Annotated in this window: 12 protein-coding genes; 4 read left to right on the top strand and 8 right to left on the bottom strand. The window is 61.7% G+C overall.

All coding sequences use genetic code 11. The features are described from left to right. Positions 1–355 precede the first annotated feature (355 nt). The 5 genes from GGI48_RS03200 to GGI48_RS03180 all read right to left on the bottom strand — a co-directional run bounded on the left by GGI48_RS03200 (position 356) and on the right by GGI48_RS03180 (position 5,570). Complete coding sequence (locus tag GGI48_RS03200; RefSeq protein ID WP_313771312.1) at positions 356–1,462, bottom strand: polyamine ABC transporter substrate-binding protein; 1,107 nt, start codon at positions 1,460–1,462, stop codon at positions 356–358. Positions 1,463–1,602: 140 nt separating this feature from the next. Then, positions 1,603–2,499: an ABC transporter permease subunit gene (locus GGI48_RS03195; RefSeq protein ID WP_179596931.1), complete on the bottom strand. Its 897-nt coding sequence runs from the start codon at positions 2,497–2,499 to the stop codon at positions 1,603–1,605. Beyond that, positions 2,496–3,377, bottom strand: a complete 882-nt coding sequence (locus GGI48_RS03190; RefSeq protein ID WP_179601902.1) for an ABC transporter permease subunit — start codon at positions 3,375–3,377, stop codon at positions 2,496–2,498. The genes GGI48_RS03195 and GGI48_RS03190 overlap by 4 nt, the downstream gene beginning before the upstream one ends. Before the next feature lie 44 nt (positions 3,378–3,421). Further along, positions 3,422–4,564, bottom strand: coding sequence for a polyamine ABC transporter ATP-binding protein (gene potA, locus GGI48_RS03185; RefSeq protein ID WP_060838662.1), 1,143 nt, complete (start codon positions 4,562–4,564; stop codon positions 3,422–3,424). Positions 4,565–4,814: 250 nt separating this feature from the next. Continuing rightward, on the bottom strand, positions 4,815–5,570 hold the full coding sequence (locus GGI48_RS03180) for a gamma-glutamyl-gamma-aminobutyrate hydrolase family protein (RefSeq protein WP_103741896.1): 756 nt from the start codon (positions 5,568–5,570) through the stop codon (positions 4,815–4,817). A gap of 266 nt (positions 5,571–5,836) precedes the next feature. Between GGI48_RS03180 and GGI48_RS03175 the strand changes: the two genes are divergently transcribed. The 4 genes from GGI48_RS03175 (at position 5,837) to GGI48_RS03160 (ending at position 10,890) form a co-directional block, all read left to right on the top strand. Then, on the top strand, positions 5,837–7,213 hold the full coding sequence (locus tag GGI48_RS03175; RefSeq protein ID WP_047303558.1) for a glutamine synthetase family protein: 1,377 nt from the start codon (positions 5,837–5,839) through the stop codon (positions 7,211–7,213). A gap of 33 nt (positions 7,214–7,246) precedes the next feature. Next, entirely contained in the window at positions 7,247–8,737 is a 1,491-nt protein-coding gene (locus GGI48_RS03170; RefSeq protein ID WP_179596929.1) for an aldehyde dehydrogenase, read from the top strand. Between the two features lie 55 nt (positions 8,738–8,792). Continuing rightward, positions 8,793–10,073 carry an NAD(P)/FAD-dependent oxidoreductase gene (locus tag GGI48_RS03165; RefSeq protein ID WP_179596927.1) on the top strand — a complete coding sequence of 427 codons (1,281 nt, stop codon included), beginning with the start codon at positions 8,793–8,795 and terminating at the stop codon, positions 10,071–10,073. Positions 10,074–10,341: 268 nt separating this feature from the next. Next, entirely contained in the window at positions 10,342–10,890 is a 549-nt protein-coding gene (locus GGI48_RS03160) for a cupin domain-containing protein (RefSeq protein ID WP_016968722.1), read from the top strand. A 188-nt stretch (positions 10,891–11,078) separates the two neighbouring features. Here the strand turns inward: GGI48_RS03160 and GGI48_RS03155 are convergent, their stop codons facing one another. The 3 genes from GGI48_RS03155 to GGI48_RS03145 form a co-directional block, all read right to left on the bottom strand. After that, a complete protein-coding gene (locus GGI48_RS03155; protein ID WP_179596925.1) occupies positions 11,079–11,618 on the bottom strand; it encodes an AAA family ATPase in 540 nt (179 codons plus the stop codon). A 412-nt stretch (positions 11,619–12,030) separates the two neighbouring features. After that, a complete protein-coding gene (locus GGI48_RS03150; protein WP_179596923.1) occupies positions 12,031–12,591 on the bottom strand; it encodes a hypothetical protein in 561 nt (186 codons plus the stop codon). Beyond that, positions 12,588–13,148, bottom strand: a complete 561-nt coding sequence (locus GGI48_RS03145; protein WP_179596921.1) for a hypothetical protein — start codon at positions 13,146–13,148, stop codon at positions 12,588–12,590. The genes GGI48_RS03150 and GGI48_RS03145 overlap by 4 nt, the downstream gene beginning before the upstream one ends. Between the last annotated feature and the right edge of the window lie 185 nt (positions 13,149–13,333).

The raw sequence follows: 13,333 nt of genomic DNA, 5'->3' as shown, positions 1-13,333 counted from the left end.
TCGAAGGACCTGTGTTGCAAAGTGGACGAGGTGGGGTTGGAGCCATGTCGGCTGAATCTAGCCAAGGCACTGGTTCGCTGCCAGTGGGTGGCATGAGGGTTGGCGGTTTTTGTGTGCCTGGCGAGTACGCGGACCTTCCCCGCAGGACCCTCTGCTGCCGGGATCGCCTATGCCGCCCCAGCGATTCGCGCCTGCGGCAACGGCTACCGGGAACGCAAAAAAGGCGCCCGAAGGCGCCAAGGATTCACCCCAACCGAGGGAGCCGGGTGAAGCCGTTCGCAGGAGTGCCGCGGTGGTAAGGCGCGACGTGAACGGAAAAAGGGGAGCGCTGCCCGCCAGCGGCGGGCGGCTTGAGTCATTTGCCCAGCTTGATCCTGGTCCAGCCGCGGTTCATCACCCGCTGGATGGCAATCGGCTGGTCCGGCACCGCGTACAGGGTGGCCAGTACCTCTTGCGGCGGGTAGGACGCCGGGTCGTTGCGGATCGCTTCGTCCACCAGCGGCGTGGCCGCGGCGTTGGCGTTGCTGTAGCCCAGGCTGTTGGTGACCTCGGCGATGATGTCCGCGCGCATCAGGAAGTTCATGAACAGGTAGGCGTTGTCGACGTTGGTGGCGTCCTTGGGGATGGCCATCATGTCGTAGAAGCTGCCGGCGCCTTCCTTGGGAATGCTGAACGCGACCTTCTCCTTGTTGCCGGCCTCTTCGGCGCGGGAACGGGCCTGCAGCACGTCGCCGGAGTAGCCCACGGCCACGCAGATGTTGCCGTTGGCCAGGTCCGAGATGTACTTGGAGGAGTGGAAGTAGGTCACCGACGGCCGGATCTTCATGAACAGTTCCTGGGCTTCGAGGATCTGCGCCTTGTCCTTGCTGGTCACCGGGTAGCCCAGGTAGTGCAGGGCGGCCGGGAGCATTTCGGTGGGCGAGTCGAGGAAGCTGATGCCGCAGGCCTTGAGCTTCTCGGCGTTCTCCGGCTTGAACAGCAGGTCCCAGGAGTTGGTCGGGGCATCAGTGCCCAGGGCCGCCTTGACCTTGTCCGGGTTGTAGCCGATGCCGATCGAACCCCACATGTAGGGGAAGGCATGGGCGTTGTCCGGGTCGCTGGCGGAGGCGTTCTTCAGCAGCACCGGGTTGAGGTTCTTCCAGTTGGGCAGCTTGGACTTGTCCAGCTCCTGGTAGACCCCGGCCTTGATCTGCTTGGCCAGGAAGCTGTTGGACGGCACCACGATGTCGTAGCCGGACTTGCCGGTGAGCAGGCGCGCTTCCAGGGTTTCGTTGCTGTCGAAGACGTCGTAGGTGACGTGGATGCCGGTCTCGGCCTCGAACTTCTTCAGGGTGTCCGGGGCGATATAGTCCGACCAGTTGTAGACGCGCAGCACCTTGTCGTTGGCTTGAGCGCCGGTAATCAGTGCGCCCATCAAGGACACCGAGAGCAGGGTTTTGGCGAACAGTGTCCTGCCAGGCATTTTCATTACTACAACTCCATTTCTTATTGTGCAGATTGCTGCGTGTGCAAGGTGGATATCGGTGTGGAGGCTTTCGCCAGCAAGCTGGCTCCTACAGGTTTGGGTTATCCGTAGGAGCCAGCTTGCTGGCGAAGAGGCCGTCAGGCCGTCGCCGGCGCTCGTACCGCGGGTTTTCTCGCCGCCGGTGGCTGCCAGGATTCGTTGGCGGTGAACTCCATGGCTTCCTGGATCGCCCGCTTGCGGGCCGCTTCGGCGCGGCGGCCGAAGTACCAGACCAGGAAGGTCACCAGGGACACCGCCAGCAGGATCAGGCTGGCCACGGCGTTGATCTCGGGTTTGACCCCCAGGCGCACCGCCGAGAACACTTCCATCGGCAAGGTGGTGGAACCCGGGCCGGAGACGAAGCTGGCCAGCACCAGGTCATCCAGGGACAGGGCAAAGGACATCATGCCGCCGGCCGCCAGTGACGGCGCGATCATCGGGATGGTGATCAGGAAGAACACCTTGAACGGGCGCGCGCCCAGGTCCATCGCCGCTTCTTCGATGGACAGGTCCAGCTCCCGCAGGCGCGCGGAGACTACCACGGCTACATAGGCAGCGCAGAATGTGGTGTGGGCGATCCAGATGGTGACGATCCCGCGCTCCATCGGCCAGCCGATCAATTGCGCCATGGCCACGAACAGCAGCAGCAAGGACAGGCCGGTGATCACTTCGGGCATCACCAGCGGCGCGGTGACCAGGCCGCCGAACAGGGTGCGGCCCTTGAAGCGGGTGACCCGGGTCAGCACGAAGGCCGCCAGGGTGCCCAGGGCCACCGCGGCAATCGCGGTGTAGCAGGCGATCTCCAGGGAGCGCGCCACCGAGCCCATCAGTTGCTGGTTGTCCAGCAGGCCGACGTACCACTTGATCGACCAGCCGCCCCAGACCGTCACCAGCTTGGAGGCGTTGAACGAGTAGATCACCAGGATCAGCATCGGCAGGTAGATGAACAGCAGGCCCAGCACCAGCATCAGTTTGGAAAATTCGAAGCGTTTCATGCCCGTGCCTCCATCTCTTTGGCCTGGCTGCGGTTGAACAGCAGGATCGGGATAATCAGGATCGCCAGCATCACCACCGCCAGGGCGGAGGCCACCGGCCAGTCACGGTTGTTGAAGAATTCCTGCCACAACACGCGGCCGATCATCAGGGTTTCCGGGCCGCCCAGGAGTTCCGGAATCACGAACTCGCCGACCACCGGGATGAACACCAGCATGCAGCCGGCGATGATGCCGTTCTTGGCCAGGGGCACGGTGATTTTCCAGAAGTTGTTGAAGTTGCTCGACCCCAGGTCGGAGGCGGCCTCCAGCAGGCTCTGGTCATGCTTGACCAGGTTGGCGTACAGCGGCAGCACCATGAACGGCAGGTAGGCGTAGACCACGCCGATGTACACCGCGGTGTTGGTGTTGAGGATTTCCAGCGGCTGTCTGATCAGCCCGGTCCACAGCAGGAAGCTGTTGAGCAGGCCGTTGTTGCTGAGGATGCCCATCCAGGCGTAGACGCGGATCAGGATCGCGGTCCAGGTCGGCATCATGATCAGCAGCAGCAAGACGTTCTGCGCTTCCTTGCTGGCCTTGGAGATGGCGTAGGCCATGGGGAAACCCACCACCAGGCACATCAGGGTGCTCAGCAGCGCCACCTTCAGCGAACCCAGGTAGGCCGAGAAATACAGCTCGTCGCCGGCCAGCATGGCGTAGTTGCCCAGGTTCAGCAGCAGCTGGAATTTCTGTTCGGCGTAGCTGTAGATCTCCGAGTAGGGCGGGATCGCCAGGGCCGCTTCCGAGAAGCTGATCTTCATCACCAGGAAGAACGGCAGCATGAAGAACAGGAACAGCCAGAGAAAGGGAACGCCGATCACCAGCTTGCGACCGCTGGGCAGCATGCGGAACAGTTTCTGATTGAAAGTGCTCATGCTCGAAGTCCTCATGCCCGCAGTACCACGCCGCTGTCGTCTTCCCACCAGACGTAGACTTGGTCGTCCCAGGTCGGCCGCGCGCCACGGCGCTCGGCGTTGGCCATGAACGACTGGACGATCTTGCCGCCGGGCAGCTCAACGTAGAACACCGAGTGGCCGCCCAGGTAGGCGATGTCGTGCACCTTGCCCTTGGACCAGTTGTAGCGGGCGTCGGGCTTGAGGGTGGTGACCAGCATCTTTTCCGGGCGGATGGCGTAGGTCACCGACTTGTCCTGCACCGAGGTGCTGACCCCGTGGCCAACGTAGATCTGCTGCTCAAGGTCCGGGCAGTCGATGATCGCGTAGCCTTCCAGGTCTTCGGTGACGGTGCCGTCGAAGGCGTTGACGTTGCCGATGAACTCGCACACCAGGCGGCTCACCGGCGCCTCGTAGATGTCCACCGGGCTGCCGGTCTGGGCGATCCAGCCCAGGTGCATGATGGCGATGCGCTGGGCCATGGTCATGGCCTCTTCCTGGTCGTGGGTCACCATCACGCAGGTCACACCCACGCGCTCGATGATTTCCACCAGTTCCAGCTGCATCTGCGAGCGCAGCTTCTTGTCCAGGGCGCCCATGGGTTCGTCCAGCAACAGCAGCTTGGGGCGCTTGGCCAGGGAGCGGGCCAGGGCCACGCGCTGGCGCTGGCCACCGGAGAGCTGGTGCGGCTTGCGCCGGGCGTACTGGGTCATGTGCACCAGCTTGAGCATTTCCTCGACCCGGGCCTCGATCTCGGCGGGTGGCAGGCGGTCCTGCTTGAGGCCGAAGGCGATGTTCTGGGCCACGGTCATGTGGGGAAACAGGGCGTAGGACTGGAACATCATGTTGATCGGCCGCTCATAGGGCGGCATGTCGGTGATGTCCACGCCATCCAGCAGGATGCGGCCTTCGGTGGGGCGTTCGAAGCCGGCGAGCATGCGCAGCAGGGTGGATTTGCCGGAGCCGGAACCGCCCAGCAGGGCGAAGATCTCGCCCTGGTGGATCTCCAGGGACACATCGTCCACGGCCACGGTTTCATCGAACTTCTTGGTCACGCGGTCGATCTTGACCAGGACCTTCTGCGGGCTCGGGGTGCCTTCGAGGGCCTTGCGGTAAGTGCTGGAGGCGTTTGCCATGTGAAACTCCCAACAGGTGTCAGCAGCCTGGCCAATTCGGCCGGGCTTAAAGGTTGATTGCCAGCCCGCAGGGGGTGCGGGCTGATTCGGCGCTGCCTTCCTGGCGGCCTGACGCTATTTGTTGTTGTGGTCTTGCCGTTTGCTGCTCACGCCGAACGTCGGGCGCGCACAGGCGCGCTCGCCGTGGGGCAGGGCGTGGTGAATCGTGTTGAATGCCTGGAAGGCCGCCTTGGCGGCCGGGGTTTGCCGCTTAGCGCCGTTGCGCGGCCCGTTGCCGGCAGGCGTCGCCAAAGGCCTGGAAGATCCGCAGGTAGGCCGGGTTCGACAGCACCTGCCATTCCGGGTGCCACTGCACGCCGAAGGCAAAGGCCTTGCTGTGTTCCACCGACAGCGCCTCGATCAGGCCATCCGGGGCCACGGCCTCGACCCGCAGGCCGGGGGCCAGGCGGTCGACGCCCTGGCTGTGGATCGAGTTGACCTGGATCTCGCCGGCCAGGCCCATGGCTTCGAAAACGCCGCCGGGCTGGATCGCCACCGGGTGGGCCGGGGCGTACTGCACTTCGATGCGCGGGTCGTCGGCTTCGCGGTGGTCCATGTAGCCCGGCAGTTCATGCACCTTCTGGTGCAGGCTGCCGCCGAAGGCCACGTTCATTTCCTGGAAGCCGCGGCAGATGCCGAGCACCGGCACGCCGGCGGCAATCGCCGCGCGCAGCAGGGGCAGGGTGGTGGCATCGCGTTGCGGGTCGTGGGCGGTGCCCGGCGCGCTGGGCGGGCCCTGGTAATGGAAGGGTTCGACATTGGAGGGCGAGCCGGTAAACAGCAGCCCGTCCATGTTGTGCAGCAGATCGTCGATATCGATCAGATCCGCCAGGGAAGGAATGATCAGGGGCAGGCCCTCGGCCGCGACGCTGACAGCACGCAGGTACTTGTCGCCGCTGACGTGGTAGGGGTGCAGGCCGATCTCTTTGACGCACGCAGTAACGCCGATCAATGGCTTGAATGCCATTTTTATCACCTCGAAATTCACGCTGGAACGAGTTTTTCCAGAGCTTATCCTCGTTGATTTTAATTAACAACTTCCATGTAAAAAATTCTAAACGTTACTCGTCCGAAACCCGCAAGCGGCGCGGATTGCGCCGGTTATTTGTCTCTAGTGGAGCAAAATAATTGACGAAAAGCCGCCGCTGTTGGCTATTGACTCCGGTTTTTCTTTCGGGTTGACTGCTGGCGTGTCACAGCAGTGAACATAATAATTAACACAATAGGTGCATCATGTCGGTCCCCCCGCGTGCCATTCAACTCAATGAAGCCAATGCCTTCCTGAAAAAACACCCCGAGGTTCTCTACGTCGATCTGCTGATTGCAGACATGAACGGTGTGGTGCGCGGCAAGCGCATCGAGCGCACCGCGCTGCACAAGGTCTACGAGAAGGGCATCAACCTGCCCGCCTCGCTGTTTGCCCTGGATATCAACGGTTCCACGGTGGAAAGCACCGGCCTGGGCCTGGACATCGGCGATGCCGACCGCATCTGCTACCCGATCCCCGGCACCCTGAGCGTCGAGCCCTGGCAGAAGCGCCCCACCGCGCAACTGCTGATGACCATGCACGAGATCGAAGGCCAGCCGTTCTTCGCCGACCCCCGCGAAGTGCTGCGCCAGGTGGTGAGCAAGTTCGACGAGCTGGGCCTGACCATCTGCGCGGCCTTCGAGCTGGAGTTCTACCTGATCGACCAGGACAACGTGAACGGCCGCCCGCAGTCGCCGCGCTCGCCGATCTCCGGCAAGCGTCCGCAATCGACCCAGGTCTACCTGATCGATGATCTGGACGAATACGTCGATTGCCTGCAAGACATCCTCGAAGGCGCGAAAGAGCAGGGCATCCCGGCCGACGCCATCGTCAAGGAAAGCGCCCCGGCGCAGTTCGAAGTCAACCTGCACCACGTCAGCGACCCGATCAAAGCCTGCGACTACGCGGTATTGCTCAAGCGCCTGGTGAAGAACATCGCCTACGACCATGAAATGGACACCACCTTCATGGCCAAGCCCTACCCGGGCCAGGCGGGCAACGGCCTGCACGTGCACATCTCGATCCTCGACAAACAGGGCAACAACATCTTCGCCAGCGAAGACCCGGAAACCAACGACGCCCTGCGCCACGCCATCGGCGGCGTGCTGCAAACCCTGCCCGAGCAGATGGCCTTCCTGTGCCCCAACGTCAACTCCTACCGCCGCTTCGGCGCGCAGTTCTACGTGCCCAACTCGCCGACCTGGGGCATCGACAACCGCACCGTGGCCGTGCGCGTGCCCACCGGTTCGGCGGACTCGGTGCGTATCGAGCACCGGGTGGCTGGCGCCGACGCCAACCCCTACCTGCTGATGGCCTCGGTGTTGTCGGGCATCCATCACGGCCTGACCAACAAGATCGAGCCCGGCCCGGCGATGGAAGGCAACGCCTACGAACAGAGCGAGCCGAGCCTGCCGACCAACCTGCGCGATGCCCTGCGGGTGCTGGACGACAGCGAAGTGATGGCCAAGTACATCGACCCGATGTACATCGACGTGTTTGTCGCCTGTAAGGAAAGCGAGTTGGCGGAGTTCGAAAACTCCATCTCCGACCTGGAATACAACTGGTACCTGCACACGGTCTGATGACCGTGCCGCCTTCTGTGTTGAGTATTTGCCATGACTAAATCCCGCAGCGACTGGGAGCAGCACTTCCAGTCCCTCAGCCTTGAAGGCCGTGCCTTTATCGACGGCCAGTACTGCGCCGCCGCCAGCGGTGCCACCTTTGAATGCCTGAGCCCGGTGGACGGGCGCTTCCTGGCCAACGTCGCCAGCACCGATCAGGCCGATGCCGATCGTGCCGTGGCGGTGGCGCGCCAGGCGTTCAACAGTGGCGTCTGGTCGGGCAAGGCCCCGGCCGAGCGCAAGCGCATCCTGATTCGCTTCGCCGAGCTGATCCTTGAGCACCAGGAAGAACTGGCGCTCCTGGAAACCCTGGACATGGGCAAGCCGATCGGCGACTCCATGAGCATCGACATTCCGGCCACGGCCAACGCCATCCGCTGGAACGCCGAAGCCATCGACAAGCTCTACGACGAAGTGGCGGCCACCCCTCACGACCAGCTGGGCCTGGTGACCCGGGAACCGGCAGGCGTGGTGGCGGCCATCGTGCCGTGGAACTTCCCGCTGATCATGGCCAGCTGGAAGTTCGCCCCGGCCCTGGCGATGGGCAACTCGTTCATCCTCAAGCCCTCGGAAAAGTCGCCGCTGACCGCGATCCGCATCGCCCAGCTGGCCCTGGACGCCGGTATCCCCAAAGGCGTGTTCAACGTCCTGCCAGGTTATGGCCACACCGTCGGCAAGGCCCTGGCCCTGCATATGGATGTGGACGTGCTGGCCTTCACCGGCTCCACCGCCGTGGGCAAGCAACTGTTGGTGTATTCCGGCGAAAGCAACATGAAGCGGGTGTGGCTGGAAGCCGGTGGCAAGAGCCCCAACGTGGTGTTTGCCGACGCTCCGGACTTGCGCGCCGCGGCCGAAGCGGCGGCTGCGGCCATCGCCTTCAACCAGGGCGAAGTCTGCACCGCCGGTTCGCGCTTGCTGGTGGAACGCTCGATCCGCGAGCAGTTCATCCCGCTGCTGGTGGAGGCCCTCAAGGGTTGGAAACCGGGCCATGCCCTCGATCCGGAAACCCGGGTCGGCGCGGTGGTGGACCAGCGCCAACTGGAGAACGTGCTGCGCTACATCGAGATCGGCAAGGAGCAGGGCGGGCAACTGCTGGCCGGTGGTGTACGCACTCTGGAGAGCACTGGTGGCCTGTATGTCGAGCCGACGATCTTCGACGGCGTGACCAACGCCATGACCATCGCCCGGGAAGAGATCTTCGGTCCGGTGCTGTCGGTGATCAGCTTCGATACCGAAGAAGAGGCGCTGCAGATCGCCAACGACAGCATCTTCGGCCTGGCGGCCGGGGTCTGGACCGCCAACCTCAGCCGCGCCCACCGTTTTGCCCGTGGCCTGCGCGCCGGCAGTGTGTGGGTCAACCAGTACGACGGTGGCGACATGACCGCGCCGTTCGGCGGCTTCAAACAGTCCGGCAACGGTCGCGACAAGTCGTTGCACGCCTTCGACAAATACACCGAGCTCAAAGCGACCTGGATCAAGCTCTAACTCTTATAACAACAGCGGCGGCGGGCCTGGGCCCGTACCCGCTGGGGAATTTCTCATGCAAACCTACGTGAACAGCTACTACGCGGCGACCCGCAACCAGACCACCGACTACCCGCAACTCGACGAGTTGGTGGAGTGCGACGTCTGCGTGATCGGCGCCGGTTACACCGGCCTGTCCTCGGCCTTGTTCCTGGCGGAAGCCGGCTACAGCGTCACCGTGCTGGAGGCGGCCAAGGTCGGCTTCGGCGCCAGCGGGCGCAACGGCGGGCAACTGGTCAACTCCTACAGCCGCGATGTGGACGTGATCGAAGAACGCTACGGCGAAAAAAGCGCCGAAGTGCTCGGCAGCATGATCTTCGAAGGCGCCGACATCATCCGTCAGCGCATCCAGCACTACGACATCCAGTGCGACTACCGCCCCGGTGGCATTTTCGCCGCCCTGAACAACAAGCAGCTCAAGGGCCTGGCGGAACAGAAACGCAACTGGGAACGCCTGGGCAACCACAACCTGAAGCTGCTCGACAAGGCGCAGATCGACCGCGAAGTCGGCACCAAGAACTACATCGGCGGCCTGCTGGACATGCAGGGCGGCCACATCCATCCGCTGAACCTGGCCCTGGGCGAAGCCAGCGCCATCATCGGCCTGGGCGGCAAGATTTTCGAACAGTCGGCGGCGGTGGAAATCACCTACGGCGAACCCAACGTGGTGCGTACCGCCAAGGGCGTGGTGCGCGCCAAATACCTGCTGATCGCCGGCAACGCCTACCTGCAGCAGGACCTCGACCCCCGCGTGACCCGCAAGAGCATGCCCTGCGGTTCGCAGATCGTGGTCACCGAGCAGTTGCCGGAACAACTGGCCCGCAGCCTGATCAGCAACAACTACTGCGTGGAAGACTGCAACTACCTCTTGGACTACTTCCGCCTCACCGGCGACAACCGCCTGCTGTACGGCGGTGGCGTGGTCTACGGCGCCCGTGAACCGGATGACATCGACCAGCTGATCCGGCCGAAGATCCTCAAGACCTTCCCCCAGCTCAAGGACGTGAAGATCGACTACCGCTGGACCGGCAATTTCCTCTTGACCATGTCGCGCATGCCGCAATTTGGCCGGATCGAAAAGAACGCCTACTACATGCAGGGCTACAGCGGCCACGGCGTCACCTGTTCGCACCTGGCGGGCAAGCTGATTGCCGAAATGATCCGCGGCGACGCCGAACGCTTCAACGCCTTCGCCTCCTTGCCGCACATGCCGATGATCGGCGGGCGCACCTTCCAGGCCCCGCTGACCGCCATGGGCGCCGCGTACTACGCCCTGCGCGACCGCTTCGGCATCTGACGCCACCTCGCTCCTACAGCCCCCACTCCTGTAGGAGCGAGCTTGCTCGCGAAGCTCCGGCCCTTGACCCACCCCAGAAAAAGCCCCGCAAAGCCCCGGAAAACCGGCACTCCATCACCCGGCCTTCACGCCCATCGCCGGTCTTTACAGCTTGCCTGTCAAACATGTTTAAATAGCCGCCTTTTCAGGCTCCAGGGCAGCCAAATCGCGATCCTCGCGACCCAACCGCCGCAAAAATACCCTTAAGTACTTCTCACATAAGGCTGTTATGGACACGGGCACCCGACTCAAACTCGTTCGCGAAAGCTACAAACTCTCCCAGCGCGAGCTGGCCCGCCGTAGCGGCGTGACCAACGCCACCATCTCCCTGATCGAACAGAACCGCGTCAGCCCGTCCGTCAGCTCCCTGAAAAAGCTGCTGGAAGGCATCCCCATGTCCCTGGCCGACTTCTTCACCTTCGACCAGCCACCCCGCGAGCACCAATACGTGTTCCGCGCCAACGAACAGCCCGACCTGGGCCGCGACGGCCTGCGCCTGCTGATGATCGGCGCCCCGGTGGCCAACCGGCAGATGCGCTTTCTGCGCGAGCAATACGCCCCCGGCGCCAGCTCCGGCGAAGAAGCCATCGTGCATGCCGAAGGCGAGGAGTGCGGGCTGGTTGTTCGCGGCACCGTGGAGTTGACGGTGGATGGGCAAGTCAGCGTGCTCAACCCGGGGGATGGCTATTACTTTCCGACCACCTTGCCTCATAGCTTTCGCAACATTGGGCAGGATGAGGCGGAAATCATCAGCGCCAACACCCCGGCGAACTTTTGAGTGGGGAGACGGGGGGACTGATCTGAAGCGGCTTTTGATAGCCGCTTTTTGTGAGTGAGGAGGGGCTGATCTTATTGGTTTGGCGGTGTTTGCTTTTGACTGTTAATGGTCATTTAGAACGGGCAGCGATCGGCCGGAAGCGGACGCTCGTAACCAGCATTTTCCGCAGTGAGTCAATCAACCGTCGATCAACCTCGCGGAACTGGGACAGTCGAACTTCCAATATTCGCGAGAAAAATTCCTATATCCCGATTGGACGGCAGACAAACCACGCGGCAAGTGGATGGCGCTGTTGCCACAAGTTGCTGCATCTTTTCTCGCGCTGAATTTTTCGTCCGCCACATGAATCTGAAAAACTCTGGCAGGTTCGCCAGCATTTCCGGGCAGTTTTCCGACAAGTCGGGCCGAGACTGACCGCGTTGGAGCAGTGTTCTGCGCAGTACGCGGAAGAATCGAAGCGTCGCCGAACGATCAATCCATATCAAAAGATCTGCACGGGCCACTCGGTTGTCCCAAGTGGCTGAATGGCTACCTTCGAATATCCAGCGATCTTGAGCCTCTACATCGAGACATAGCCGGGTTTTCTCTTCCGGGCTTCGTTCTATCCATCCTGGCTGCCAGTGGATAGTGTCGATATGGACGACCGGCAAGCCCGTGCGCTGACCAAGCTCACGCGCCAAAGTGCTTTTGCCTGATCCAGGTTGACCAACAATCATCACCCGTTGCATCGAAGCTCCTTCTCGCTATGCAAGCTGATCTTTTGGGGCGGCGATTTTATGTCAATGCTTACCTCGGTCAACAACAAACGGTCAGCACGACAAGTAGCTAACGGTCGAAAGTAGCGATTCAAAAAGCCGATCACCGTATGCTTTTGCAACGATAAATCGATCGATCGCTTATCCGGAAACGCTCATCGAGCGAATACCGCGTCTACAGTTCGATGCGTCACCGCAATTTAGTGACTGGTCATCGCGGGCCAAAAACTATGGACATAACGCCTCGTTGTCCGATCTGTATGCCTGCGCTCAGCAACGCATCGGCGCAGCCCGCAACCTGCTTGAACTCGGTTGAGTGCTGAGGAAATGAAAAAGGGCGCCGCATTGCGTCGCCCTTATCCTAGAAAAAACACCGTTGGAGCATTCATTGGTGGCCGCGCCAGTAGAATTCGATGTGCCACAACGGCTTTCCTTGAAGGGCATCGCGTATGCCATTGATCACCGCTTGATACTGCTCGGTATCGAGCTTCGACCAGCGTTGTTTTCGTGCTTGTCTCCAGACGGCCTTTAAAGCGCCAATGTCCTGATGGTAGAGCTCATCCAGCAAAAGCTTGTCGATAGGAGGGTGCAGGGCCTGCACATGGGGATGCAGTTCCTGGCCGCCGCAAACAAAGGCGCCCTTGAGATAAACGTTGATGAGCTTTGCTGCGACGCCGTGGCCGAACCCAACCAGGCCTTTGCTCTTGGCCGCTTCGATTGCCAGTTCGCGCCAGATCTTGTGCTGGGCATCGATACGCTCGGGAGGCGGCAGAAGTTCTGGGCCTGCCAGTAGCAGGTGCAGGCCTGTGGCTTCGATGATCGCCTTGCCGGTGCTGACACTGAAGCGGCAGGTCTTGGTGCTCGCTGCACGGCCTGCGGCCCAGGTGCAGTAGCGATGCCGGTGCTCGACAATTTCGTAGTCGTTAATCTGCGTCGCAACCTTCATGCAGGCATCTCCAACTGCTCATAGGCGTATAGCCAATGCAGTGTTTCTTGTTCATCGAAGGCCTTGACCTCGACCGCGTCGCTATTGTCTGGCAGCCAGCTGTTGTCCCAGGCCCGGACGGTGTCTTGCTTCTTCCACCAGTTGACAATATTCGGGCTCCAGGTTTCGGCAAGCATCAAGCGATAGACACTGCGTGTCCGGGTGGAAGGGGAGATGAATTTTTCCAGTATCGGTGCCAGGGTTTCTGCATTCATACGTTGGAAGTCGTTACGCAGTTGCTCGGCTTTCTCTAGCCTGAACAGGCGCTTGGCCTCGACAAAGAACACCCGCTCCTTGTCGAACAGCATGCAGTCGATCCGATATTCAAAACGTTGGGTCAGTGGGTTGAGAAACGGCACTTCCATAAAGGCATGGGCGCCGTTACGTGCTCCAAAGGCGTTGGCCAATTGAAAGGTGAGGTTGCGTTCGTTTATGCCATTGCGGCCGTAGGAGGGGTAGAACGCACTCAAACTGTGGGAAAAATTTTCCGCGGCTTGTTGAATCACACGGTTGATCACTCGACTCACAGCATCCCTCTGCTTCTGTCCTGGAAAATGGGCCTGCCCTGGTGTCATTGCCCCCGAGGCACGGAGCGCATCATAAATACCTTGGCCAGGGCATGGCCATTAAAATGCCGCTATTGATGGTGCGGCTTTTCGCGTGCTGCGTGCTGCGGCTATCGGGCCGCGCAGGAGGCGGGGTC

The sequence above is a fragment of the Pseudomonas protegens genome (genome assembly GCF_013407925.2).
Lineage (GTDB): Bacteria > Pseudomonadota > Gammaproteobacteria > Pseudomonadales > Pseudomonadaceae > Aquipseudomonas > Aquipseudomonas fluorescens_AP.
This window is presented reverse-complemented; position numbering and strand designations above follow the sequence as displayed.